Source organism: Actinoplanes sandaracinus (assembly GCF_030009775.1).
Classification (GTDB): domain Bacteria; phylum Actinomycetota; class Actinomycetes; order Mycobacteriales; family Micromonosporaceae; genus Actinoplanes; species Actinoplanes sandaracinus.
Map to the genome: position 1 here is coordinate 283,809 of NZ_JASCTH010000005.1, position 24,822 is coordinate 308,630.

The following is a 24,822-nucleotide window of genomic DNA, read 5'->3' on the forward strand; positions in this document are numbered from 1 at the left end:
GGTCGAATACCTAAAAAGGTATCGCGAGAACACTTCCTGGTGGTCATCGCCGCAGTGAGCGGTGAATGAGAAGGAATGCCGATCACCGGGAGAGCCGGTGATCGGCAAACCTGTCGGTCAGGCCCGCAGCGGCTGGGCGTAGGCGAGGTCCTCGCAGAGGCGGCGTTGCATCGCCGCGGCCGCGGCCAGCTCGTCGACCGTCACGTCGTTGACGAACGTGACCCCACCGATCCCGACCGGCAACGGCAGTCGCTGCTGGTCGTCACGGTGCCGCACGGTGTCCCGCAGCGCGCACTCCAGCACCGCGGGATTGAGCAGCGGATGCCAGGTCGGCAGTTCGAGTTCCGCCATCAGCCGCAGGATCCGGTCCCGCTGCGTCTCGTCGAGCAGGCCACGCCGGTAGGCCATCACCGTGGTCAGCGCCATGTCGACGCAGACGGCCTCACCGTGCAACAGCGACGGCAGCGCCCGCATCTCGACGGTCGGGCTGAACGTGTGCCCGTAGTCGACACAGCGTTCCAGCCGGCCCTCCCACAGGTTGGGCCCGAGTTCCTCCAGCATGCCCTGGGTCGCTGCCCGCAACGCGAGCGTGGCGGCCTGGTCACCGGCCGGGGTGTGACCCTGGAACCGTTCGTCCAGGAGCAGCCGGCCGGACCGTTCGAGCAGATCGAAGAGGGCGGCGTCCTTGATCAGGGCGATCTTCAGCATCTCGGCCATGCCGTTGCTGACGTGCCGGCGGTCCAGCGTCGCCAGGAACCGGCGGTCCAGCAGGGTCAGGTCGGCCGGGGCGTAGGTGCCCAGCCGGTTCTTGTGACCGTTGAAGTTGACGCCGGTCTTGGCGCCCACCCCGGCGTCGATCAGCCCGACCAGGGTGGTCGGCACCCGGAGGAACGGCGTGCCGCGCCGATAGAGGCTGGCGACCAGCCCGGCGACGTCCATCAGCACGCCGCCGCCGATGACGATCATCGGTTCCCGGCGGCGGGCCAGGCCGAACGCGTCCATCTCCGCCACGATGCGAGCCACCGAGTCGAAGTCCTTGACCGTCTCGGCGACCTGCATCACCAGCATCGCGTGATCGATGCCGTGATGGGTGAAGTACTCCCGGATGCGAGCGCCGTACAGGGCGTTGACGGCGCTGTCCACGACCACGAACCGGCGCCGCGAACCGAAGCCGCTCTCCCCGGCCTCGAGCAGGTCGGTCCGGTCCAGACCGAACACGTCGTCGCGCAGGCGCACCTCGTACGAAACCTGCTTCAGCGCCTGGACCCGCCACGAATCGTGGTGGTCGCCCGCACGTACCCCCGGCACGCCGCCGACCGTGTCGACACCGCTCACGCCTGTCTCCCCGTTCTTGTGTCTGCATGAGGCCGGCGACTGCCGGCCGGTACCCGGCTCCACCGCAGCGCCGCCTGCCGCGCCCATGCCAGATCGGCACGCAGCCGTACGCCGTCGTTGTCGCGGTAGTCGTTCTCCAGCACCAGTGCGCGTACCCGCGCCGGGCCGTCCCCGAGCGCGGCGAGGGTGTCCCGCAGACCGCCCTGACCAGCGCCGAGCAGCGGCGAGGGCCCCACGTCCGGCGGGCCGTCCTTGAGATGGACCTGGTCGGCGAGACACGGCCCGAGCTCCGCGGCCAGCACGGCGGGCGACAACCCGTGCGCCACCGGGTTGAACGTGTCCAGCAGCAGCCGGAAGGCCGGCGAACCCACCTGGTCCACCAGTCGCCGGGCCCGGTCCGCCGGCAGGACGTTCTCACTGGCCAGCAGGATGCCCCGGTCCTGCGCCCGGGCCGCGGTCCAGCGCAGGGCGGCCACCGTGCGCTCGAAGCCGGCCTGGTCGGTGATGGCGCTGCGCCGGAAGCTGGGCACGATGAGCAGCGGCGCCCCGAGAGCCCCGGCGGCGTCCACCAACCGGGTCAGCACCGGGCGCACGACGGCCGGCTCGGCGGTGAGGCCGATGTCGTTGAGCAGGTTGCCGGCCAGCGCGAGCACGCCGACACCGGTCGCCGCCGACGCCGCCCGCAGTTGTTCGACGCGGCCGGGCCCGTCCACCAGGACGCCGCGGCCCGGCCCGCCGAAGTCCAGTTGCAGCCCGTCGGCGCCCACCTCGGCCGCCAGGCGGAACGCCGCCACGCCCGACGGCGCGAGGCGCCACTCGGCCAGCCCGACCTGGCATCTCATGTGCGTACCGGCCGGCTCTGCGAGACCGGCAGGCGCTCGGTCACCGACCACCAGTCGCCGCCGGAGTCGACGACCAGGCTGTCGCCGTGGTGACCGGACCCGGCGGTGACGGCGAGGTCGACGGCGACCCGGGCGAAATCGGCCGGCACCATGTAGGAGCTGTAGTCGAAGTCGAGCGGGCGACGCCGGCGGATGCCGGGCGAGTCCACCATGCCGGCGGGCAGCACCTGCACGATCCGGACCCGGTTCTCGTCCTCCTCCTGCGCCACCGAGTCGAGCAGCGCCTTGGCGGCGGCCTTGGAGGCGGTGTACCCGGACCGTCCCGGGCCGGCGTTGTAGACGACCTCGGAGGAGACGCCCAGGAACAGCCCGGGCCCGGCGGCACGCAGCCGGGGCAGTGCCGCCTTCAGGGTCAGCCACAGCCCGTGCACGTTGATGTCGAGCTGGGTACGCCATTCGCCGACGGCCACGTCGTCGAAGCCGGCGCGCCGGTCCCCGTAGGAGACCGCCGAGAAGCACGCGAGGTCGAGACGGGCGCCGGCGATCCGGCCCAGCATCGCGCCCGCGCCGTCGGTGTCGGTGAGGTCGAGCCGCTCCCACCGCAGGGCGGAGGCGCCGGGCCCGGTCGGCCGGCTGCGGCCGCAGACCACCACGTCGGCGCCGGCGGCGGCCCAGGCGTCCGCGATGCCCCGGCCGATACCGGTGGTGCCGCCCACCACCAGAGCGCGGCGGCCTGCGAGGGTCCTGGTCGTCAACGGAGGTCCTTCCTGATGTCGATCTCGATCGAGAGTTTGACGAGCCGGTGGCCGTCGATGATCCGGTTGCGGCCGGTCCGCAGCGCGGTCATGATCCGGGCCGCTCCGTCCAGATCGGTGCGGTGCGTGATGAGGTCGCGGTAGCGCTCCGGGTCCCGGGCCAGTTCCCCGGCGGCCGCGCGCAGGTGCTCGTTGCTCACCCCGCGATGGCCCAGCAGCCGGACGCCACCGGATGTCGTGGTGACCAGCGCCGGGTCGGGCCGGCCCCCGCAGTTGGCCGCCCGCACCGCGGTCAGGTCGACGCCGGGAAGCAACGCGGTCCGCGCGCCCGGCGGCAGGCCGCCGACCACATCGATCAGAGTGCCGGGCCCGGTGACGGCGAGCGCCGCCTCCAGCGCCGCCACGGTGGCGTCGCGGGGCGTCGCCAGCAGCACGGCCACCGGTCCGGGCAGGGCGGCGGCCAGTTCACCGGCGACGAGCGACGATCCCGGGGGGTACGGGCCGCCGACGCTGAACCGCCGTCCGGCCTCGGTGTGGTGCACCAGGACCACCCGGGTCCGCTCCCCCAGCCACCGGGCGGCCGCCCGGGCCGCGAGATGGCCCACCGTGCCGTCACCGATGATCAGCAGGGTCTCCGGGTGTGCGGCCCGTAGCTGGCTCAGGGCGTACCGCACCACGGCGAGCGGCTCCAGCAACGGGCCCAGGGTGACGTCGGTGCTCTCCGGCAGGACGACCACCATGCCACCGGCCACCGCCGTGGCCGGCAGCAGCGTCCGTTCCTGCAGCAGGCCGGCCACATTGTGGCCGAGCAGGAAACCCGGGTCCCCGGGATGGGTGGGGTTGACCGCCACGAGCGTGCCGGGCCTCAGGCTCGCCGGGACGCCGTCGCCGGTCGCCACCACGCGGGCGATCCCCTCGTGCCCGATGATCGGCGCCGGGTCGTCGCGCAGGCCGCGCAGCATCTGGATGTCGGTGCCGCACAGCCCGGCGTACCGCGGGGCGATCACCATCTCCCCCGGCCCGGGGACCGGTGTCGGCACGGTGGCGACCGTCACGGTGTCGCCGGTGCGGACGATGGCGCGATGTGTGCTCACGGCCGCACCTGTCCCGCGCACGCCGTGCCCCGCTCGGCGGCCAGTGCCGCCAGGCCCGCTCCGACCAGCGGGTCCGCGGTGTCCGGCCCGATCACCTCGATCCGCCCGAGCAGCCAGCCGGGGTCCTGCTCGCCGGTGAGGTACAGCCCCTGCCGGCCGAGGTGGCCGTAGAGCGCCGCCTCGTAGTGCGGCCCGAGGCCCTGGACCACGCCGCCGGTCAGGGCCATCATGTCGATCTCCGGATCCAGGCAGAGCGCGGTCCGCAGCACGTCGGCGACCGGGCCGGTCACCGCGTCCAGCAGCCGGGCCGCCATCGCGTCGCCACCGTCCAGGGCCGCCCGGAACACCGGCTCGAAACCGTCGCCCCCGGCCGGCCGGGCGGCCAGCGCCGACGCCGCCCAGGCCGCCGGGTGCCGCCGGGCCATCTCGGCGGCGACACGCTGGATGCCCGGACCGGAGGAGAACGCCGCCACATGGCCGGGCTCACCGCAGTCGCACCGGGACTCCACCGGCACGCCGTCGATCAGGACGGTGGCCGGCAGGTGACCGATCTCGCCCTGCAGACCGGCACCGTCGACCGGAACGTGCCCGGTACGCAGGTCCATCGTGCGGCAGGCGATGCCGGTGCTGATCGTCGCCAGCGAGACCTTGCGCAGGTGCCGGCCGCGGACGGACTCGGCGACGTGCCACAGTCCGGCCGTGACGTCGTTGACGACCGACCAGCGCACGTCGGGCCGGGCCGCGCGCAGTGCCGCCGCCACGTTGAACGGGCGGATGTCCGGGCCCCACAGCGGCGCCGAGGCGTACGCCGTCGAGTTCCGGTGGTCCATGGCCGCGCCCAGCGACACGCCCGCCCGGCCGTGCGGGGGGACCCGGAGCGCGAGCTCGCGGATCAGGCCGGCCTGCAGCTCGCCGACGCCGGCCTCCGGCAGCCGGGTGTGACCGGGTGACGGCGCCCGCCGCACCTCGCCCAGCCCGCCGTGCGGCGCCCACCGCGCCCAGCGCAGCCAGGTGCCGCCCACGTCGATGACGGTGAACGCGCCGCCCGGATCAGGGGCCGGTGCGGGTGGGGTCAGCATCGGTCGGCCTGCCGCAACAGCGTGGCCCGGTCGATCGCGCTGACCCGGTTGCTGGGGATGGTGCAGGCGTACGCGCCCGCGATCGCCCCGTAGCGCAGGCAGGTCTCCAGCGGCTCACCGGCCAGGTGGCCGAAGAGGAAGCCGGACACGAACGCGTCGCCGGCCCCGTTGGAGTCCACCACCGGGGCGTGCGGCACGGCGGCTTCGAAGCGCCGGAGCTCGGTCTCGCCGCGGACCAGGACGTGACCGCCCTCGGCGCCGGCGGTCGCCACCACGACCTGGGCCCGGCCCTTGTCGATGATCTGCTGGAGCGTCGCCGGCACGTCGGCCAGCGCGGTGGCCGACAGGAACACCAGATCGGAGGCGTAGGCGTAGACCTCGAAAGGCTCGTACCGCCCGTCCCAGTTGTGCAGGTCGGTGGAGACCGTCGCGGACCCACCGGCCAGCCGGCCGACGACGTGCTGGCCGGGCGGGGTGATGCAGACGTGGACGTGCCGGGCGTGGGCGGTGTGCTCGGCGATGAGATCGGCGGGGAAGCGGTCCTCCTCGGCCTCACGGCTGCCGTCCCACAGCGACAGGCGGCGGCCGTCCGGGCCCACCATGTTCACCGCCCGCTTGGTGCCCGCCGCCGTGGGCAGCCCGGCGAACGGCAGTTGGTGGGCCTGGTGGAAGGCGCGGACCAAGGCGCCCTCGGGGTCGTCGCCGAGCACGTCGATGTGCATCGTGCGCAGGCCCAGCGCATGCAGGCCCAGGGCGACGTTGTCCCCGGTCTGCCCGGCTCGTGCCTCGATCGGCGGCACCACATAGCTGTCCCGGAACGGCAGGGGCAGTTCGGGCACGTAGGCGATCGTGTCGACGCCGGCTCCGCCGAGGACGAGGACGTCGGTGTTGTCGGACATGGTTCTCCTTCAGTGAGCGATAGCCGGATTCCGGGGTGGTAGCCGAATCCGGCGGTGAGAGCCGAGCTCAGGGCGCGGGTTCGGCCAGGCCCCGGTAGAGGTCCGCGACCGCCCTCGCCCCGGCCGAGGCCGCCACCTCGGGCATCGCCAGGGGCCGCCCGTCGCCGTCCGCGACCGGCAGCCGCCAGTTCGGGAACTCGCTGCTGGTGCCGGGCAGGTTCTGCGGGCGCCGGTCGCCGACCAGGTCCGGCAGCCACACCCCGATCAGGCGGGCCGGTGTCGCCGCGAGGAACCGGTGCAGCGCCAGCGACTCCACACTCATCCCCTCCACCGGTTGCTCCTGTTCCGCCTCCGGCAGGGCGCTGCGGCGCAGTTCGGCGAGCCAGCCCGCGCGCTCCGCCGCCGCTTCGGCGGCGGCCTCCGCCCGAGGCCGGTTCAGCAGGCCCAGCCGGTCGTGCAGGTCGACGTGCTCGCCGCTGAGCCACGCGGCGGTGCTGGGCAGGTCGTGGGTGGTGAGGGTGGCGAGGCAGTCGGCCCGCCACTGCGCCGCGGGCAGCGGGCCGCTGCGGTTCTCCGCACCGCCCTGGTATTCGAAGCGCAGCACGGAGGTGCCGAGGATGCCCCGGCCGGCGAGTTCGGCACGCACGTGCGGGGGCACGGTGCCGAGGTCCTCCCCGATGACCATGGCGCCGGCGCGGTGGGCCTCGACGGCGAGCACACCGAGCATGGCCTCGTGGTCGTACCGCACGTAGGCGCCGTCCCGGGCACCCGCCCCGGCGGGCACCCACCAGAGCCGGAACAGGCCGAGGATGTGGTCCAGACGCAGCGCTCCACAGTGCCGCAGGGTTCCCCGCACCACCTCGGCGAAGGGCTGGTAGCCCGCCTCCGCCAGGGTGTCCGGCCGCCACGGCGGCAGTCCCCAGTCCTGCCCGTGCGGATTGAAGTCGTCGGCCGGGCACCCTACCGTGACGCCGCCGGCCAGATGCTCCTGCAGCGCCCAGGCGTCCGCGCCCTCCGGGTCGACCCCGACGGCCAGATCGTGGATGACGCCGATTCCCATGCCGGCGTCGAGCGCGGTCGCCTGGGCCGACGCCATCTGGGAGTCGACCAGCCAGGCGAGCCAGCGATGGAAGTCGACCCGTGCGGCGAGCTCCCGCCGGGCGGCGGCGACCGCCGGACCGTGCGGGGTCCGCAAGCCGGCCGGCCACGAGCGCCAGCGGGTCCCGTGCACCTCGGCCAGCGCGCACCAGGTCGCGTAGTCCTCGAGGCCGCGACCCTCGCGGGCGGTGAAGGCGGCGAGAGCTTCGGCCGCCGCCGGGGTGCGCGGTGCCCGGTGGAGGGCTTCGAGCGCGGGCCGCTTCACCGACCACACCGCCGCCCGGTCGATCAGCGCGTCCCGGTGCAGGACCCCGGCGGTCAGCTCGTGTCCCTGGCGTACGGCCTGGTCCATCGCCGCGCGTACCGCCGGGTCCGTGGTGTGGTATTCCGGGATGTCCGGCAGGCACAGGTGCATCGGGTCGGCGAACCGGCGGCTGCCGGGCCGGTAGGGCGTCGGATCCGCCAGGGCGTCCGGCACGTAGGCGTGCATCGGGTTGACCAGGACGAACGACGCTCCGAGCCGCGCCGACCAGGCGGTGAGCCCACCCAGGTCGCCGAGGTCGCCCATCCCCCAGGACCGTTCGGAGAGCACCGAATAGATCTGCGCGAGCAGTCCCCAGTGGCGGTGGCCGGGGGTACGCAGCCGGGCGGGGGCCACGATGAGAGGCGCGCTGCCGTGCCGGCCGCCGGCCCGGGCGTGCAGCGTGTGGTAGCCGACCGGAAGACGGCCCAGGTCGTGGCCCGGGTCCGCCAGGTCACGCCACTCGCCGTCCTCGGTCCGCACCCGGCACGTCACGCCGGCCGCCCATCCGGCGTGGGAGGGCGCCTGTCCCTGGCGCACCACCACGCAGGGCGGCAGCAGCCGGTCCCGGGCGTCGTGGCGCGCGGCCTCCAGCGCGGCGGCGACCGCGGCCGGGGTGCTCGCGTCGACGCCCAGGACGGCGAGGATCCGCCGGAGGGTGGCGGCGGAGACGGTGCGGGGTTCGCCGCGGTCGGTGGCATAGCCCGGCTGCACGCCGTGGTGTTCGGCCAGTGCGGCCAGCGCGGGGTCGACAGTGGTGGTGGTCATCGCACGGGTACCTCTCCGATGGCGGCCCGGACGGCGGGCAGGCGTTCGAGCACCGCGGCCACGCCGTCGGCGTCGTTGCTGGACGTGATCTCGTCGGCGCGGGCCCGCAGCCGGGGATGGCCGTTGGCCATCGCGACGCCGTGGCCCGCCCAGTCGAACATCGGCAGGTCGTTGGGCATGTCGCCGAACGCGATGGTCTCCGCGCCGGTGAAGCCGAGTTCGGCGGCCAGGAAGGTCAGGCCGGTCTGTTTGCTGGTCCCGCCGGGCAGCAGTTCGACGAGCCGCGGCCCGGCGTGCATCACCGCGAGCGCGTCCCCGCACACCTTCTCGGCGAGGGCCGCCAGGGCGTCGTCGTCGTAGTCGGGGTGCCGGATCATCACCTTGAGGACCGGCTCGCGCCACAGGCCCGGCTCGTCGACGACCCGCCACTGGCGCTGCTGGTGCGGGGAGCCGAACCCCGCGGTGACGAGGAAGTCGCTGTCCGGGCCGGCGCCGACCGCCGCCAGGGCGAGCGGGCCGGTCCGCTCGGCGATCCGCCGCACCAGGTCGCGTGCCAGATCCTGGTCCAGAGAACGGGAGAAGAGCAGGCGTTCGGTGGCGAAGTCGTACACCTGGGCGCCCTGGGCGCACACCGCCGGGCCGGCGTAGCCGAGGCCGGCGAGGAGTCTGCGGGTGTCGGCCACCGGACGGCCGGTCACCGCGAGGTGGCGCATCCCGGCGGCGCGCACCGCCCGGAGCGCCTCCCGGGTGCGGGGTGACACCGACAGGTCGGATCGCAGCAGGGTGCCGTCGAGATCGGTGGCGACGACCCGGTGTTCACTGGGGATGGCGCTCATCTCACCGGCTCCCGGTGGCCACCGGCGTCGCCGGGGCGGCGTGCCCGACGAGGTCGGCGGGGTGTGCCGTGGCCGGCGGGGCGTCCCAGGCGAACCGCCCCGAGGCGAGCGTCAGCAGGAAGACCGGCGAGAGTCCGGGGAGGGCGGGCACCACCGTGGAGAAGAAGCCGGCGTCGTCGTTCATGCGACGGGCCGTCCCGTCCACGACGAGCGCCACCTCCTCGGCGCCGGGAGCCCGGTACTGGATCTCCCAGCCCTCGCGATGCGGCCTGACCCGGCATCGGCCGCGCAGCAGCGCCGCTTCCAGCTCCTGGTCGCCCAGCAGCTCGGCCGTCTCCACGCAGCGGTCGAAGTCGGCCCTGCGGTACGCCGCCTCGTAGAGGGCGCGCAGCGCGTCGGCGTCGACCGGCCCGCAGCGGCGCAGGGTGTCGAGGTCGGCGAGGCGTATCGCGGCCCGGCGGATCTGCGGCAGGTGGGAGCGCCACTGTTCGGCGTCGAGACGGTCGAACCAGCCGCATCCGACGACGTGTTCCAGATCGAGGGTGAGCGGGTCGCCGGCCAGCAGGCCGGCGAAGCGGTCGAGCCGCCGCTGGGACACCTCGGCGTAGCGGAAGCTGTGACCGAGGCGGGTCGCGTTGCCCGCCAGCCGGCGGTATCCGTCCGGGTCCTCCCGGTACAGGCACAGCGCCTCCCGGATGGTCCGCACCAGCGCGTCCGTCAGGCGCTGGTCGTCCGGGGCGAACGACCGTGGGAGACCGTAACCGGTCGCCAGCGGATGGTCGACGGCGAGCTGGTGCCGGTAGTGCCGGGTCGACTCCTGTGCGGTGCCGATCGGCACCGCGCCACAGGAGCAGAGCTGTCCCTGGGCGATCAGGAACGTGTCGAGCTCGTACTTGGACGGGAACAGCCCGAAGTCCGCGGCCACCGCCTCGGTGAAGAACTCGTCCTCGTCGGCCATGCTCCAGAACAGCCGGACCTGTCCGGGATAGCGGTCGGCCACCTCCTGGAAGGCGGGGTCCCCGACCGGGCTGCCGGCCGCGCCGCCGGCCGCGGTGGCGCACCGGAGCACGAAGTTGACCCGCGGGTCGGTGGCGAGGATCCGGTCCACCGCCCGGAACAGCTCCACCTGTCCCTTGTGGTGCGGCGAGTAGCGGGCCGCGTGGTAGAAGGTGGGAAGGGCCGGGTCGAGCCCCAGTCCGGAGAGGAACGCCGTCCGGTCCACGGTGGCGGGGTCGCGCCGCAGCCAGCTCTCGGGCAGCGCGCAGCCGCCGACGAACTGCTTCGCCGCGTTCTCCCGCACGACACGCGCCACCGCCGTACGCCGGAAGGCCGCCTCGTAGGGGGTGTCGCGGAAGGTCGAGTAGAACTCGCGCTGTCCCCGGGTCAGGAAGTCCACCGTGTCGCAGTGGTCGGTGATCAGTGCGAACAGGCCGACGTGGTCCGAGGACTTCCGGCCGGCGGAGAGGCGGGCCGTGGGCAGATATCCGGCCATCGCCGTGTCGAGGGCCACCTCCCTGGTGACGACGGGGTGTGCCGGCCCGGCGGCGGCCGGTTCCTCGACGTACCGGCTCAGGTCCACGTCGGTGTCGAAGAGTTCGAGCAGCCGTGCCACCTGTGGGCGGTACACCCCCAGGTCGACGGGCATGTTGCTGGCCACCGTGGAGACGACCCGGAAACGGGGGTCGCCGGCCAGCACCGGAGGCACCAGATAGTGGTAGTAGGGCTCGTAGGCCTGCACCACGGCCGGTTCGTCGCCGGCCGGCCAGGACCGCAGGAAGCGCAGCGCGTCGACCTGGAAGACGAGTGGCTTGAAATGGGCCAGGTCCTCGCCCTCGCTGGCCCCGGCCGGGTAGATCCGCTCCGGCAGCAGGTCGAGGTACTCATCGCTGAGCAGGTAGATGTCGACGCCCTCGTGCCGGAGCAGGTGGGCCCGGGTGGTCAGGGGGATGCCGAGTTCGGTTGGCTGCCCGGTCCAGACGTCCGGGTCCGGGACGAGCGGGACGACGTGCTCATCGTGATGGTCGAGTTCGACGAGGTCGTACCGGCTCGCGAGGTACGGCAGCCGGCCGTGGGCGGGCGTGATGATCGACGAGCGGTGTCCCTGGGCGGCGTAGTGGCGCGCCAGCTCCCACACCAGCGGCGCCAGGCCGCCGCGCATCATCCGGACATCGAAGGCGAGCGCCTCGAACGCGAGACTCACGACGTGCACGGCACAGTCCCTTCCGGCGCGGTCTGCCGCACGCCGCTGTCGTACATCTGGAGCAGGGCGAACGCCGCCAGGGTCGCGGCGTCGGTGATCGCGCCGGAGCACACCAGAGCGGCCCAGCCGGCGGCGTCCACGGCGCGCTGGCGCATGTCGGACTCGGAGCGCTCGCGCCGGGGCCGGCCCGCGGTGAGGTCCTCGGCCAGGAAGACGTGGCAGCCCTGGCTGGCGTACCCGTACGCGACGTGGATGCGGCCCAGCGCGACCATGCGACCGGCCCGCAGACCGGTCTCCTCGGCGAGCTCCGCGACCGCGAGCTGCTCGGCGGTGCCGTCGGCCGGGCCGGCGTCACCGGGCCACGAGCCCTGCGGGAACTCCCAGAAGCGTTCGCTCACCGGATAGCGGTACTGCTCGACCAGGTGCAGGAGGCCACCATCACGCGGGATGATCAGCGCGTAGTCGGGCTTCGACACGACCCCGTAGCTTCCGGGTGAGCCGTCGGCGTGCAGGATGTCGTCCTCCCGCACGCTCATCCAGGCGTTGCGGTACACCTCGCGCGATCGCAGGGTGCGGATCGGGTCGGTCATGCCCGGCCTCCGGCGCACGTCTCGGTGATCTGCTGGACGGTTCCGTCCTCCAGCACGACGGCCCCGTCGATCCGCGCGCCGGCCGGCACCACGGCGCCGGGCAGCACGACGCTGTCGGTCACCGTCGCTCCCGGGCCGACCCGCGCCGCGGGGAAGACGACGCTGCGTACGATCTCGCCCTCGTTGACCAGGCCGGCGGGCACCACGCTGCGGCGGATCCCGTGCGCCGCGGCGACGAACGCGCGCGGCGTCCGGGGCGCCACGGTCCACGGCATGGCCGCGACGGTGAGCGACGGCGGCGTGCCCACCAGGGCCAGGTGCGCCTCGTGATAGCGGTCCACGGTGCCGATGTCCGCCCAGTAGCCGGGCACCTCGTACCCGCGGATGTGTTCGCCGGCGGCGAGCATGGCCGGGATGACGTCGCGGCTGATGTCGTGTTGCCAGGCCGTGCCGTCGAGCAGTTCCAGGTACCGGTGGAGCACCGCGGCGTCGAACACGCAGAAGGCGGCGAACACCAGATCGCTGCTCGGGTCGGCGGGCTTCTCCACGAACGACGTGAGCCGGTCCCGGCCGTCGAACTCGACCATGCCGAACAGGTGCACGTAGCGGCGGTCGATCCGCTGGTAGGACACGGTCAGCGCGGCGCCGGTGGCCCGGTGTTCGGCGATCATCGGGCCGTAGTCGAAGCGGTAGACGTGGTCCGCGTGCTGCACGAGGACCTCGGTGACGCCGGGCTCGAAGAGGTACCGGGCCTTGCGGATCAGCGCGTCCGCGGTGCCCCGCTCCGGTGGGCCGGACGGCGGCTCGTACCCCTCCGGCACGCCGTCGGCGTAGGAGCGGTCGTACGGGCCGAAGTGCACCCGGAAGCCCGGCTGCCACCAGGTGCGCCGCAGGTCGTCCATCAGCTGTCGTTCCTGGTGCTGGGACAGCAGCAGAACCTGGCCCAGTCCGGAGTCGCGGGCGTTCGCCAGGCTGAAGTCGATCAGCCGGCAGGTTCCGCCGAACGGCACCAGCGGTTTCAGCCGGCCGGTGCCGAGCGGGCCCATCCGCCGTCCTTCGCCACCGGCGAGCAGCACCGCCCGTACACCCGTGGTCACGCGCCCACCTCGTCCCAGACGGTCCGGCCGTCGCCGAGGGTCAGCAGCAGATCCGCGCGGTGGCCGCCGTCCGGCAGCCGTCCGGTGAAGACGCCGCCGGTGGCCGTCAGGGCGGTCACGGTGACCTTTCCCCGGGCCGGCGCGGTCAGGTCGGGCACGACCAGTTCGACGCGTTCGGCGTGCGGCGGCCGGTAGGTGATCCGGCCGCCCGGATCGACGGTTCCCCGGCCGGCGAGCCGCTCGCGCCAGGCGCCGGCCCACTCCGGGCGCTTGTCCGTGGCGATCTGCGCGATCCGGTCGCAGGCCGCGAAGTCGGCCCGGGCCCAGGCGCGCTCGAACAGGTCGGGCAGTTCGTCGGCGCCGTCCGGGCGGCAGCGCAGGAACGCGTCGGCGTCGCCCCGCAGGCGGGCCGCGTCGGCGATCTCGTCGCGGTGCGCGGTCCACGCCGGCTCGGGCAGCGCCTCGAACCAGCCGTAGCGCACCAGGTCGCGTACCGGCAGCTGGGGGGTCTCGCCCCGCCAGATCCCGGCGAACGCGGCGGCATGCGCTTCGGCCGCCCGCTTCCAGGTGAACTGCCGGGCCCGGGTGACAGCGTTGCGGGACAGGCGCCGGTACTCGTCCGGGGCGTCGTGCCACAGCGCGACCGCGCGGCCGATCTGTTCGGTCAGGCCCTGCACGAGCAGCGGGTCGTCCTCGGCGAAACAGCGGTTGACCGCGAACCCGGTGGCCGTTTCGGCGTCCGGGCCGGTCACCGGGTCGGCCACGTGACCGAAGTGCGCCATGCCGAGCTGGGCGGTGGCGATGGGCACGGCTCCGGCGGCCATCGCCTCCCCCTGGGCGATGAGGAAGGTGTCCATCTCGAACTTGGACGGGAAGAGGCAGAAGTCGGCGCTCTGGGCGTATTCCTGCAGCTGCCGGTCCGGCACGCGATGCCATTGGAGGTGCACCCGGTCCGGGTGGCGGGCCACCACCTCGTGGAAGAGCGGGTCGGCGATGCCGGCGTCGCTGAGGCAGCGCAGGAGGAAGTTCGCCTTCACCCCGCCGCTCAGCGCCCGGTCGACGGCGCGGATCAGCTCGACCTGGCCCTTGTGGTTGACCGCGTACCGGGCGTTGTGGAAGAAGGTGGGCAGGGCGGGGTCGAGCCCCAGGCCGGTCAGGACCTTCTCCCGGTCGACGGCGGGCAGGTCGCCGGTCACCCAGTCGTCGCCGACGGCGCAGCCGCCGACGAAGTTCTTGTGCGCGTTGCGCCGGACCGTGCCGGCCACCGGCAGGGTGGCGAAGAGCTGCGCGAACGGCGTGTCCGCGAAGTCGGTGTAGTAGTCGCGGTGCCCCGGCGACAGGAAGTCGATCAGGTCGGCGTGCTCGGCGACCAGGTCGTAGACCCGCACGTGGTCGCGCGGGTACTCGTAGTGCAGGTGGGTGAGCTGCTGGTACTGGCTCATCGCGACCGTGTGCGGGGACCGCGCCGCGTCCGGGTCCGGCGGCGGCAGGGTTCCCGGCGCGCCGAGGAAGTCCAGCAGGCGGTCCACCTCGGGGCGGTACACCGACTTGTTGATCGGCATGTTGCTCTGCACCGTGCTGACCACGTGTTTGCCGGGGTCGGCGGCGAAGGCGGCCGGCATCAGGTAGTGGTAGAACGGCTCGTGGGCGTGCACGACCGCGCGCTCGTCGCCGAACCGCGACCGGATGAACCGGGTGGCGGCCACCTGGTAGGCCAGCGGTTTGAAGAAGACGAGGTCGTTGCCCTTGCTCTCGTACGGCGGGTAGAACCGGTCGGGCAGCCGGTCGAGCATCTCGTCGGAGAGGAAGTACAGGTCGACGCCGGCCAGCCGCACCCGGTGCGCGGTGGTGCGCAGGGCGATGCCGACCTCGGCGGGGAACCGCTCGCCCCACACCCGGGGGTCGAGCACCAGGGGCAGCTCGTACTCGTCGGCGCCGGGCAGGTCCTCCACCTCGTGCAGCTTGCGCAGATCGTCCAGCCGGCCGTGTGCCGGGGTGACGATGGAGACCCGGTGGCCGAGTTCGGCGAGACCGCGGGACAGCTGCCAGAGGTAGACCGAGGTGCCTCCCTGGATGAACCGGTGGTCGAATCCGCCGCACTCGAAGTACGTCTCGATGATGTGCATGTGTCAGTTCTCCCCGGCGCCCGCTGGTCGGTAGTTCTGCAGGACGTGTCGTAGGTTGATCGCCGCGTGGTAGTGCTGGTCGTGCGCGTACGCGTAGTCGAGTTCGTGGAGCAGGCGCCGCAGCCGGAAGATCCGCCAGGCCGGGTGCTCCTGCCAGTTCTCCGGCGGGCCGGCGTATCCGGTCAGCAGGAGTCGCCGAACCTGCCCCGCCCACCGGGACGCCGCGTCGTGCATCCGGCGCAGGGCGGTGATGCGTGACGGTGTCCAGCCCGGTGTGTCGGGCGGGTGCCCGGCGCTGATCAGCAGCACGGTCCGGCAGGTGTCGTCCTGGTCGGTGCCGAGTCGCATGGCCGCCTGGTGCACGAACTCGTCGGCGGTGAAGATGTCGAGGCCGCGCAGCAGCGCGACGATGTCCTGCCACGGGGACTGGGCGGACCCCACCGGGTCGGCCGGGTCCGCGGCGGGCGTGGACAGGTCGATGACGCACAGCTGCCAGCCGCCTTCCGACTCCTGGCGCAGAATGTGCGACAGATGCAGGTCACCGTGGGCGGGACCGGCCGGCCACGGCACACCGGCCGAGGCGGTGGCCTGGTCCAGCTCGCCGGTCAGGGCGACGACGACCGCGTCCCGCACCGCGCGGGGGTAGCGCTCGTCGGCGCTGATCCGGGCGCTGAGGGCGGCCACCCGGGCGCCGGTCTGCCGGAGGTACTCGCGGACCGGGATCATCGGGGTGGGGCCCAGCCGGTCCGCCAGCTCGGTGTGGAAGTCGCGCAGGAAGCGGCCGACGGCCGGCAGTTCGCCGGTGAGGCCCCGCTGGGCGGCCGCGACGGCCTCGGCCGGCTCGGCGCCGCCGTGCAGGATCGGCCACATCGACCGGATGCTGTGCCGCAGCGGGAGGTCGAGGCTGTCGCCTTCGGCGTAGGCGTACAGCAGGCCGAGCGGATGGCGGCGCCCGGTCGCCCGCTCCACGTAGTGGTAGTCGCCGACCCATCGCTGGGTACGGCCGCCGCGGTGCATCAGGCGCAGCAGGTGCGCCTCGCGGGTGTCGGCGTCGATCCGCCGGTACGCCTTGTGGATGTGCAGTGCCCCGTCGAGGTCGGCCAGCGACAGGGCGTTGGTGGACCATCCCGGGTCGAACGGGCGGGTGTCACGGAACGGTGCGGGGTCGCCGTCGAACTGGATCACGTTGCCGGCGGCGGTCGGCAGGGCCAGCCTGTCCCGCATCGCTTCCACCACGGCGCGGTCGTGGGCGGCGTGGCCGACCGCTTCGCGGGCCGGTTCGGCGCGCAGGACGGGAACGAAGTACCGGGTTCCGGGCGACTCCCGCGAGGCGACGACGAGCAGCCGCGACGGCCCCAGGGTCGCCTCGTCGAGGATCTGGACGTGGGCGGATCCGCGCAGGTCCTCGCCCGGCCAGTCGGCGGCCCGCAGCAGGCTGGTGAGGCCGAGGTCGGCGGTGGGCAGTTGCCGGACGGTCATGCCGCGGCCTCCTCGGCCTCGGTGATCGCCCGGTCGAGCACGTCGAGGCCGTGCAGCAGTTCGGCCTCGTCGATGATGAAGGGCGGCGCGAGCCGGATGATGTGCCCGCCGATGGCGGTGCGCAGGCCGGCGTCGAGGGCCGCCAGGTACACCCGCCGGGCGATCTCCGGCGCCGGGCGCCTGCTGTGCCGGTCCCGCACGAACTCCAGACCGTGCAGCAGGCCGATCCCCCGGACGTCGCCGAGGCGGGGGTGCCGCTCGTGCATCTCGAGCAGGCGTGCGTCCATCATCGCGCCGAGGTGACGGACCCGTCCGATCAGGTCGTCGCGGGACACCACCGACAGGGTCGCGTGCGCCGCGGCGATGCCGAGCGGGTTGGCGGCGAACGTGGAGGCGGTCGATCCGGCGCTTCCGGCCCGGGGATGCCGCAGCACCTCGTCGCGTCCGGCCAGGACGGCGAACGGGAAGCCGGAGGCCATCCCCTTCGCGAGGGTGACCAGGTCGGGTGTCACCCCGATGGCCTCGCTGGCCAGGAAGGTGCCGGCCCGCCCGCCTCCGGTGAGCACCTCGTCGGCGACCAGCAGCACGCCGTTGTCGCGGCAGGCGGCCTCGATCTGCTCCCAGTAACCGGGCGGGGGCACGATCACGCCGGCCGCGCCGAGGACGGGTTCGAAGAACAGGGCGCTGACGTTGGGTTTCTCGGCGATGTGCCGGCGGACCAGGGTGGCGCACTTGACGTCGCAGGACGGGTAGGTCAGCTCCAGGGGGCACCGGTAGCAGTACGGGGCGTATCCCAGCACGCTGTTGCCCGCGAAGGACTGGTCGCCGATGTCCCAGTGCACGAGCATGCGGGCGCCCTGCGTCTTGCCGTGGAAGCCGTGCCGTAACGCGCCCACCCGGTTGCGCCCGGGCTCGGCCACGGCCTGGACGGTGCGCAGCGCGGCCTCCACCACCTCCGCGCCGGTGGAGAAGAAGGCGAGCGTGGTGAGGTGCTCGGGGAGCAGCTCGGCCAGCAGTTCACAGAGGACGGCGCGGTCGGCGGTGGCGAAGTCGTGGACGTTCCAGAGCTTCGTGGCCTGCTCGGTGAGGCGGGCCACCACTTCCGGGTGGCAGTGTCCCAGCGACTGGGTCAGGGTCCCGGCGGCGAAGTCGAGGTACTCGGCGCCGTCGGCGTCGCGCAGCGTCGCTCCGCGGCCTTCGACGAACACCCGCTTGCCGAGGGCGGCCTCTTCGGAGGCGCCGGGCGCGAGGTGCCGTGATTCCCGCGCCAGCAGGTCCGCCTGCCGGCTCACCGGGTCCGCCGGGGTGCCGTCCCGGACAGCCGGGCTCTGCTGCCGACGTCGCGACAGATCAGCTCGAGGTAGGTCACAGAGTCACTCCTGAGGTGTTGGCCGCCACATTGCTGAGATGGGCTGAGCACTAGGGATACGGGACGACGCACGCATCGCACCGCCGGCCAGCGAGCCGCACACTCAGCTGGTATCAATCGGACAGTCCTCGGCCGACTGAGCCGAAATCTATGGCGATCACGCTCCGTTCTGCAAGCGGCACTGCAAGTTTCAGCAACTTCTTGCAGGACCTACCGGCGAGTAACAAATTGGCCGCCCCGACGCCCCTCCGGCCGGCCGCGGCGCCCTGTAACCGGATCCATCTGGCCAGACACCCCGGGCGGCACCACGCCGGACATCGAGGTTCGGCGATCGAATTTTGTCGGGTGACAACGAATTGAGACACCGATCACTCCACTGCCGACCGGAGCGCTTGCGAATGGGCGGAAGTGACAGTTGTGTCAAATATTCGGGACACGGCCGCCACGGCTTGACGCGGCAGTGGCAATCGCATTCAATGCCCACTTGCCGGCCCTCGCTCCGCACAGCACACGGGCCCGGGCGCGACGCACGCCAGTGATGCAGGTGACCGACTCCGCACAAGTGGTCACACCGCGTCGATCGTCGCCCCACCGGCACTTTTCCGCATCTCACACCGCCCCGCCGTCCTCCCTGGACGGCACCGGCCGGCCCGGGATCGGCAGCGCAGCGAAGCGCCGCCCCCGGCCGGGATTGTCACTGTGCCAATAAGCGCACGGCCCCGGCCACTGTTCACCTTCTTTACTTGAATAGGCCGCGCCACGTGACGAGCGCCTCAATAATGAGGCTCGGTTAAGACATTGTTATCTATCAATTACGTTCTTCACGTGCCACGGCATCGTGCTGAGAAGAAATGGATGCACCCATGCAATATCCCGATGCCTCATACGACACCACGGCGGGGCCCGCATGATCGTCGCGGAGCACGTGAGCAAGCACTTCAAACGGCACCGGCGCGAGCCGGGCCTGCGCGGCAGCCTGCGGACGATGTTCTCCTCGCAGTACGACCTCGTCCGGGCCGTCGACGACGTCAGCTTCGAGGTGCCGGCCGGCGTCAAGATCGCTTACATCGGCGCCAACGGCGCCGGCAAGTCCACCACGATCAAGTTGCTGACCGGCATCATGCGGCCGACGACCGGCCAGGTGCGGGTCGACGGCCTGGACCCGCACCGCCGGCGCGTCGAGGTCGCCCACCGCATCGGTGTGGTCTTCGGCCAGCGCAGCCAGCTCTGGTGGGACCTCCCGGTCCTCGACTCGTTCCGCGTCCTGCGGCACATCTACGAGGTCCCGCGGGCGGTGTACGACCGCAACATGCGGCTGTTCCGGGACCGGCTGGACCTCGGCGCGCTCGGCAACACCCCGGTCCGCCAGCTCAGCCTGGGGCAGCGCATGCGGGCCGAGATCGCCGCCTCCCTGCTGCACGATCCCGCCGTGCTGTTCCTCGACGAGCCCACCATCGGTCTCGACCTGGTCCTCAAGCAGGCGGTCCGCGATCTGATCAATCACGTCAACGCCGAGCTCGGCACCACCGTCATGCTGACCAGCCACGACATCGGCGACATCACCGGCATCTGCGACCAGGCGCTCGTGGTGGACCGCGGCGCCATCGTGCACCAGGGGACGATGCGCGAGTTGCTGCGGTCGGTGGACACCCGGGCGGTCACCTTCGAGTACGCCGCTGGCAGCGTCACCGAGGCGGAAGCGCTCCAGATCATCGCCGCCGAGCTGCCCGACGTCCGGGCGATCCCGGCCGAGTCCGGCCGCATCCGGGTGGAGTACCCGGTGGAGCGCTGGTCGGCCCGGCAGGTCATCGCGGTCCTGCTCAACCGTTTCGACCTGACCGACGTGCTGGTGCCGGACGCCGACCTGGAGACCCTGCTGCGCCGCATCTACGCCGGATCGCCGGCGGAACCGGTCAGCGTGGGGGACGGCGCATGATCCGCGCCGCACGCCGGTACGCGCCGTTCGCCCTCGCCGGGTTGCACGCCGTCACGCAGTACCGCTCGACCATCGTGCTCAGCGCCATCACGGCCGCCGCCGCGACCGCGCTGCAGGTGTTCCTGTGGCGGGAGGTCTACGTGGGCGGCTCGGCGCCCGCGGGCCTGCCGTTCGTCCACCTCACCTCGTACATCGTGCTGGCGCAGATCCTCGGGCTGTTGCACACCAACCGGATCGACGAGCTGATCGCCGGCGAGGTCTACCGGGGTGACATCGCGGTGTCCCTGGTGCGCCCGGTGAACTACGCGCTCAGTTGCCTGGCGGTCAACCTGCCCACGGCCGCGGTCAGCGCGGTCCTGGCCGGCGTCCCGGTGCTGGCCGGCTTCTCGCTGTTCGCCTCACTGCCGGTGCCCACGGCGGCGAATCTGGCGCTGTTCGCGGTGGCGGTCCTGCTCTCGGTGGCGCTGGCGTTCCAGATCAACTTCCTGGTGGGCCTCGCCGCCTTCGTCACGACCAACACCTGGGGGATCCGTACGATCAAGAACGCTCTCGTCGCCTTCCTGGCCGGCCAGGTGATCCCGCTGGCGCTGTTCCCCGCCGACGTGGTGACCCTGCTGCGCCTGCTGCCGTTCCAGGGCCTCATCGACAGTCCACTGCGCCTGCTGCTCGGCGGGTACGGCGACTGGGCCGACGCCGGCCGCATCCTCGCCGTCCAGGCCGGCTGGGTGGTCCTGCTGACCGGAGTCATGTCGCTGGCCTGGCGCCGTTCCCTGCGCAAGGTGGAGGTGCTCGGCGGATGAGCGTGTCGACGGCGCGCCGCTACGCGCGGCTCACGACGGTCCTGTGCGGTGTCAGCCTGCACCGGCTCACCGCATACCGGATGGACTTCCTGATCGGCGCGGCCAGCTTCGTGATCCGGATCGCCTGCCAGATCGCCCTGATCAGCGTGATCTTCCAATATGTTCCCTCACTGGGCGGCTGGACGCAGCAGCAGGCGCTGTTCCTGCTCGGGTTCTCCCTGCTCCCCCGCGGGCTCGACCGGCTCTTCACCGATCAGCTGTGGATCCTGGCGTGGCAGCTGGTCCGCACGGGCGACTTCTTCCGTTACATGATCAGGCCGGTGAACCCGTTCTACTCGCTGCTGTCGGAGCGGTTCCTTTACCCGGACGGGTTCGGCGAACTGGCCACCGGCATCGCGATCGTGGTGACCGCGGCCGGGGCGATGGATCTGGATCTCACCCTCGTCCAGTGGCTGCTGTTCCTGCCGCTGGTCCTCTGCGGGGCCCTGATCCACACCTTCATCAAGGCGTTCCTGGCGTCCCTGTCGTTCTGGATGACCAGCAGCCTGAACGTGATGGTCGCGGTCAACCAGCTCAGCGAGTTCACCGCGTACCCGCTGAACCTGTACCACCCGGTGCTGCGCGGACTGCTCACATGGGTGCTGCCGTTCGCGTTCACCGCCTACATCCCGGCGCGGTACCTGCTGACCGGGGACACCGGCCTGCTGCTCTGGACGCTGCCGGTCACCGCTCTCACCGTGCTGCTCGGGTACGGCACGTTCCGCCTCGGCATCCGGCGGTACGAGATGCCCGGCAGCTGACCGACCACCATGAAGGAGGGCCCGCACCGATCGGTGCGGGCCCTCCTTCATGGGACGCCTAGCCTCGGTCGATCTCGCCGGCGGACCGCACCCCGGTCGCCGACAACAGCTTGCCGGACGCGTCGCGCTCGGTCACCACGACCTGCCCGCGCAGCGCCTCGGGCAGGCGGCGGCGATCGCTCTCGGCGACCCGGAAGGCGCCGTACCGCCACAGGTCCGGGAACCGGGCCCGCTGCCGGTCGGTCAGTCCGTTGCGCTGCACGGTGAGCCGCAGGGTCCGGTACGTGCCGGTCAGTTCCCCGTCGGCCACGGTGATCCCGCCGGCCGGGGCGTAGGCGAGGCCGTACACCCGCCCGTCCGTGCCGCCGCCGACCGGCTGCAGGGTGTCGCCCGTGCCGGCGCGCCAGGCCAGCGTGTCCCGGTCGACCCACCCCGCCCGGGACTTCGTCAGGTCGATCTCGCCCCCGGTCTCGGCCTTGCCGGCCACCGGCAGCAGGTGCTCCGGGACCCCGGCCAGCAGCCAGGCCTCCCGGCCCGCGGCGAAGTCGAACCGCTGGTCGGTCGGCAGGTCCTTGGTGTCGCCGGAGTGCAGGACGTAGCTCAGCCCGGTGGCGCCCGGCGCCAGCGGCACCTTGAACGTCACGCCGTACGCGTCCCGCTCGACCGGAGCCAGCGGCGCCGACCAGTCGGTCTGCTGGGCCGCGCCGTCCCAGACATGCAGCCCCCAGCCGGTGTAGTCACCGTCGGCACGCCGGTAGTGCAGGATCGCGGTGGCCGGGTCCTGCGCCGGGTCGGGCTGCCCCGTGGCCGCCTGCCGGGACGGGTGCACCGCCGCGTCACCCGACTTCAGCCACACCTCCGGCTGCTTGCCGGGGTCGACGAACCGGTCCTGCTGGACGTCCTTGACACCCGCCTTGTCGACGACGACGAACCCGACGTTCTTGGCGCCCGGTTTGAGCTTCACCCAGGCGAACGCGCCGTACGAGTCCTGCCCGGCGAACGGCTGCCCGTCCGGATAGGTGGTCTGCGCCGAGGGGTCGATGTCACCGAAGGCGTACAGCCGCCAGTCGCCGTAGTCGCCGGCCGGCCGCTGATAGTGCACCACCATCCGCTCCGGGGCGGTCACCGTGCTGGGCGTGCCCACCGTGACGGTGGACGTGGTCGCCGCGGTGCGCCCCCGGCTGTCGCGCGCCACCGCCTTGTACTTCACGGTGGCGCCTCCGGCCAGGCCGGTCAGGTCGTGGAAGACCCGGTAGGGCGCCTGCCGGGCGGTGCCGACCAGGGTCCACGGGCCGGAGTTCACCTGCGCGGCGACCGTCACCGTCGCCAGCGGGTCGCCGGTGACGCCGGCGACCAGCTCGGTCCGCGACGGCACCGCGGTTCCGGCGGCCGGCGCGGTGATCCGCACGGTGGGCCCGGCGGACGGGACCGCGATCGGGGTACGCGCCCGGTGGACCACCGCCGACAGGGCGGGCACGGTCACCGTCAGCTTGCCGTCAGCGCCGGAGACGGTCGCCCCGGCGCCACCGTAGAGGCCGGTGAAGGTGGCGCCGGGGCTCCACGTGTCCACCGTGACGGTCTGCGGGGTGGTCGCGTTGTTGACCGCCACGACGTACTCGTGCCGCTTGGCCGGGTCGATCCGGGAGAACGCGAACACTCCCGCGCCGTCGGCGGCGTACCGGGTGACCTGCACGCCGTCGCGCAGGGCCGGGTGCGCCTCACGCAGCGCGCCGAGTTGCGCGATGGTCCGGTAGATCGGGTGCCGCTTGTCGTACTGGTCGCTCGCGTGGGTCCGGTCGGTCCCGATCAAATCGTCGTCGAGATAGTCGGCGCTCCGGCTCGCGAACATGTCCTGCCGGGCGTCCTTGTCGCCGCCGGGCCCGGTGAAGCCCTGCTCGTCGCCGGAGTAGATCACCGGCTGCCCGCGGGTCAGGAACATCAGCTCGTGCGAGAGCTGGGCCCGGCGCAGGTGACCGGCCGGATCGCTGCCGCCGCCGATGATGAACGAGCCGATCCGGCCGACGTCGTGGTTGCCGAGGAAGGTCGGCATCCGGGCCGCGCCGGTGTCGCGCGCGGTGTACAGGTCGTCCTGGCCGTACAGGTCCGCCAGGGTCCGGGCGGGAGTGTCGCCGGAGACGTACGTGCGCGCGGCCTGCTGGAAGGAGAAGTCCAGGGAGGCGGCCAGCCCGCCCTCGCGGACGTACCGGCTCTCCACCTCCGGGTCGGAGCTGAAGACCTCGCCGAACATGAAGAAGTCCGGCTTGCCGGCGCGGGCCGCGGCCTTCGCGATCGACGGGCTGAACTGCTTCCAGAACTCGATGTTGCTGTGCTTGACGGTGTCGAGGCGGTAGCCGTCGATACCAGTCTCTTTGATCCAGTCGGCGTAGATCTTCGTCAGGCCGCGGACCACCTCGGGCCGCTCGGTCCAGAGGTCGTCGAGGCCGGTGTGGTCGCCGTACTCGCTGTTCTCGCCGTTGAAGAGCGAGTTGCCACGGTTGTGATACATCGTCGGGTCGTTCAGCCAGGCCGGGACCTTGACCTTCGCGTCCGCCGGGTCGGCGAACACCGGGGTGTACGGGAACGACTTCACGTTCACGTCGGGGAACCGCCGGGTGCCGTCGGCGTAGTTCTGGTCCTCGAACGGCCGGCCCTGGCTGTCCCGGTACGGAGCCGTCGCCTTGTCGATGTACGTGGACTTCCCGCCCTCGTTCTGGATGACGTCGGCGGTGTGGTTCACGATGATGTCCAGGTAGACCTTCATCCCCCGCCGATGTGCCAGATCGACCAGGCGCTTGAGGTCGGCGTTCGTGCCGAAGTGCGGGTCGACCCGGGTGAAGTCGGTGACCCAGTACCCGTGGTACCCGGCCGACGCCGCGGCGCCGGCGCCCTGGACGGGACGGTTCTCGAAGACCGGCGCCAGCCAGAGCGCGGTGGTGCCCAGACCCTTGATGTAGTCGAGCCGGTCGATCACGCCCTGCAGGTCGCCACCGTGATAGAAGCCCTTGTCGGTGGGGTCGTACCCGGTGGACAGACGGTCGCCGGACAGTCCGCCGCGGTCGTTGCCCGGGTCGCCGTTGGCGAACCGGTCCGGGAGCACGAAGTAGAACTGCTCGGCGGGCCCCGGCCGGTCGGCTCCCCAGTGGGCGAGCGCGGCGGCGTTCGGCTCGCCGCGCCAGGTCTGCGCGCCGGCGCCGGTGGCCGCGGTGGCCGTCGCCCCGGTCGGTGGCACCAGCAGGAACGGGGCCAGCAGGCCCAGTGCCAGCACGGCGGACAGGCGACGAATGACGTCGCGGTGATACGGCACAACCAAGGTGCGGCCCTCCTCGGGCGTAACGGCTGAACGGGATGCGGTGGGCGCGGGCGCGAGTTCGCCCCCGGTGGCCACGGCGGGACTGCTCGCCGGCTACCGGTGGACGGG

The 24,822-nt window shown here is 72.6% G+C and carries 17 protein-coding genes and 1 pseudogene; 3 read left to right on the top strand and 15 right to left on the bottom strand.

Annotation, left to right across the window (positions count from 1 at the left end; genetic code table 11):
• Positions 1-117: 117 nt before the first annotated feature.
• The 14 genes from QLQ12_RS09965 to QLQ12_RS10030 all read right to left on the bottom strand — a co-directional run bounded on the left by QLQ12_RS09965 (position 118) and on the right by QLQ12_RS10030 (position 17,791).
• Positions 118-1,335, bottom strand: a complete 1,218-nt coding sequence (locus tag QLQ12_RS09965; RefSeq protein WP_282758835.1) for a sedoheptulose 7-phosphate cyclase — start codon at positions 1,333-1,335, stop codon at positions 118-120.
• Positions 1,332-2,177: a sugar phosphate isomerase/epimerase family protein gene (locus tag QLQ12_RS09970; protein WP_282758837.1), complete on the bottom strand. Its 846-nt coding sequence runs from the start codon at positions 2,175-2,177 to the stop codon at positions 1,332-1,334. Before QLQ12_RS09970 ends, QLQ12_RS09965 begins: the two co-directional genes overlap by 4 nt.
• The gene (locus tag QLQ12_RS09975; protein WP_282758839.1) at positions 2,174-2,932 is read right to left on the bottom strand and encodes an SDR family NAD(P)-dependent oxidoreductase; all 759 of its coding nucleotides are present in this window, start codon (positions 2,930-2,932) and stop codon (positions 2,174-2,176) included. The genes QLQ12_RS09970 and QLQ12_RS09975 overlap by 4 nt, the downstream gene beginning before the upstream one ends.
• Entirely contained in the window at positions 2,929-4,026 is a 1,098-nt protein-coding gene (locus tag QLQ12_RS09980) for an alcohol dehydrogenase catalytic domain-containing protein (RefSeq protein WP_282758841.1), read from the bottom strand. The genes QLQ12_RS09975 and QLQ12_RS09980 overlap by 4 nt, the downstream gene beginning before the upstream one ends.
• Positions 4,023-5,105, bottom strand: a complete 1,083-nt coding sequence (locus QLQ12_RS09985; RefSeq protein WP_282758843.1) for an ROK family protein — start codon at positions 5,103-5,105, stop codon at positions 4,023-4,025. Before QLQ12_RS09985 ends, QLQ12_RS09980 begins: the two co-directional genes overlap by 4 nt.
• Positions 5,099-6,004: a PfkB family carbohydrate kinase gene (locus QLQ12_RS09990; protein ID WP_282758844.1), complete on the bottom strand. Its 906-nt coding sequence runs from the start codon at positions 6,002-6,004 to the stop codon at positions 5,099-5,101. Before QLQ12_RS09990 ends, QLQ12_RS09985 begins: the two co-directional genes overlap by 7 nt.
• Positions 6,005-6,071: 67 nt before the next feature.
• Entirely contained in the window at positions 6,072-8,171 is a 2,100-nt protein-coding gene (malQ, locus tag QLQ12_RS09995) for a 4-alpha-glucanotransferase (protein ID WP_282758846.1), read from the bottom strand.
• Positions 8,168-9,007 carry a Cof-type HAD-IIB family hydrolase gene (locus tag QLQ12_RS10000; RefSeq protein WP_282758847.1) on the bottom strand — a complete coding sequence of 280 codons (840 nt, stop codon included), beginning with the start codon at positions 9,005-9,007 and terminating at the stop codon, positions 8,168-8,170. The genes malQ and QLQ12_RS10000 overlap by 4 nt, the downstream gene beginning before the upstream one ends.
• 1 nt (position 9,008) lies before the next feature.
• The gene (locus tag QLQ12_RS10005) at positions 9,009-11,207 is read right to left on the bottom strand and encodes a glycogen/starch synthase (RefSeq protein WP_282758848.1); all 2,199 of its coding nucleotides are present in this window, start codon (positions 11,205-11,207) and stop codon (positions 9,009-9,011) included.
• Entirely contained in the window at positions 11,204-11,797 is a 594-nt protein-coding gene (locus QLQ12_RS10010; protein WP_282758850.1) for an NUDIX hydrolase, read from the bottom strand. Before QLQ12_RS10010 ends, QLQ12_RS10005 begins: the two co-directional genes overlap by 4 nt.
• The gene (locus tag QLQ12_RS10015) at positions 11,794-12,894 is read right to left on the bottom strand and encodes a sugar phosphate nucleotidyltransferase (protein ID WP_282758852.1); all 1,101 of its coding nucleotides are present in this window, start codon (positions 12,892-12,894) and stop codon (positions 11,794-11,796) included. The genes QLQ12_RS10010 and QLQ12_RS10015 overlap by 4 nt, the downstream gene beginning before the upstream one ends.
• Positions 12,891-15,020, bottom strand: coding sequence for a glycogen/starch synthase (locus tag QLQ12_RS10020; protein WP_282758853.1), 2,130 nt, complete (start codon positions 15,018-15,020; stop codon positions 12,891-12,893). Before QLQ12_RS10020 ends, QLQ12_RS10015 begins: the two co-directional genes overlap by 4 nt.
• 3 nt (positions 15,021-15,023) lie before the next feature.
• On the bottom strand, positions 15,024-16,499 hold the full coding sequence (locus QLQ12_RS10025; RefSeq protein WP_282758855.1) for a hypothetical protein: 1,476 nt from the start codon (positions 16,497-16,499) through the stop codon (positions 15,024-15,026).
• The gene (locus QLQ12_RS10030; RefSeq protein ID WP_282758857.1) at positions 16,496-17,791 is read right to left on the bottom strand and encodes an aspartate aminotransferase family protein; all 1,296 of its coding nucleotides are present in this window, start codon (positions 17,789-17,791) and stop codon (positions 16,496-16,498) included. The genes QLQ12_RS10025 and QLQ12_RS10030 overlap by 4 nt, the downstream gene beginning before the upstream one ends.
• A gap of 984 nt (positions 17,792-18,775) precedes the next feature.
• On the opposite strand from QLQ12_RS10030, the gene QLQ12_RS10035 reads away from it, so the two are divergent.
• The 3 genes from QLQ12_RS10035 to QLQ12_RS10045 are packed head-to-tail and all read left to right on the top strand — an operon-like array spanning position 18,776 to position 21,404.
• Complete coding sequence (locus QLQ12_RS10035; RefSeq protein ID WP_282758859.1) at positions 18,776-19,804, top strand: ABC transporter ATP-binding protein; 1,029 nt, start codon at positions 18,776-18,778, stop codon at positions 19,802-19,804.
• Positions 19,801-20,604 carry an ABC transporter permease gene (locus QLQ12_RS10040; RefSeq protein ID WP_282758861.1) on the top strand — a complete coding sequence of 268 codons (804 nt, stop codon included), beginning with the start codon at positions 19,801-19,803 and terminating at the stop codon, positions 20,602-20,604. Before QLQ12_RS10035 ends, QLQ12_RS10040 begins: the two co-directional genes overlap by 4 nt.
• Complete coding sequence (locus QLQ12_RS10045; protein WP_282758862.1) at positions 20,601-21,404, top strand: ABC transporter permease; 804 nt, start codon at positions 20,601-20,603, stop codon at positions 21,402-21,404. The genes QLQ12_RS10040 and QLQ12_RS10045 overlap by 4 nt, the downstream gene beginning before the upstream one ends.
• Positions 21,405-21,471: 67 nt before the next feature.
• Here QLQ12_RS10045 and QLQ12_RS10050 read toward each other — a convergent pair.
• A pseudogene (locus QLQ12_RS10050) lies at positions 21,472-24,669 on the bottom strand (alpha-amylase family glycosyl hydrolase); the annotation flags it as partial.
• Between the last annotated feature and the right edge of the window lie 153 nt (positions 24,670-24,822).

Coding starts and splice junctions, on each gene's coding strand:
- QLQ12_RS09970 (WP_282758837.1), bottom strand. CDS start 2,177: ATGAGATGCCAGGTCGGGCTGGCCGAGTGGCGCCTCGCGCCGTCGGGC.
- QLQ12_RS09985 (WP_282758843.1), bottom strand. CDS start 5,105: ATGCTGACCCCACCCGCACCGGCCCCTGATCCGGGCGGCGCGTTCACC.
- QLQ12_RS09990 (WP_282758844.1), bottom strand. CDS start 6,004: ATGTCCGACAACACCGACGTCCTCGTCCTCGGCGGAGCCGGCGTCGAC.
- malQ (WP_282758846.1), bottom strand. CDS start 8,171: ATGACCACCACCACTGTCGACCCCGCGCTGGCCGCACTGGCCGAACAC.
- QLQ12_RS10000 (WP_282758847.1), bottom strand. CDS start 9,007: ATGAGCGCCATCCCCAGTGAACACCGGGTCGTCGCCACCGATCTCGAC.
- QLQ12_RS10010 (WP_282758850.1), bottom strand. CDS start 11,797: ATGACCGACCCGATCCGCACCCTGCGATCGCGCGAGGTGTACCGCAAC.
- QLQ12_RS10020 (WP_282758853.1), bottom strand. CDS start 15,020: ATGCACATCATCGAGACGTACTTCGAGTGCGGCGGATTCGACCACCGG.
- QLQ12_RS10025 (WP_282758855.1), bottom strand. CDS start 16,499: ATGACCGTCCGGCAACTGCCCACCGCCGACCTCGGCCTCACCAGCCTG.
- QLQ12_RS10035 (WP_282758859.1), top strand. CDS start 18,776: ATGATCGTCGCGGAGCACGTGAGCAAGCACTTCAAACGGCACCGGCGC.
- QLQ12_RS10040 (WP_282758861.1), top strand. CDS start 19,801: ATGATCCGCGCCGCACGCCGGTACGCGCCGTTCGCCCTCGCCGGGTTG.
- QLQ12_RS10045 (WP_282758862.1), top strand. CDS start 20,601: ATGAGCGTGTCGACGGCGCGCCGCTACGCGCGGCTCACGACGGTCCTG.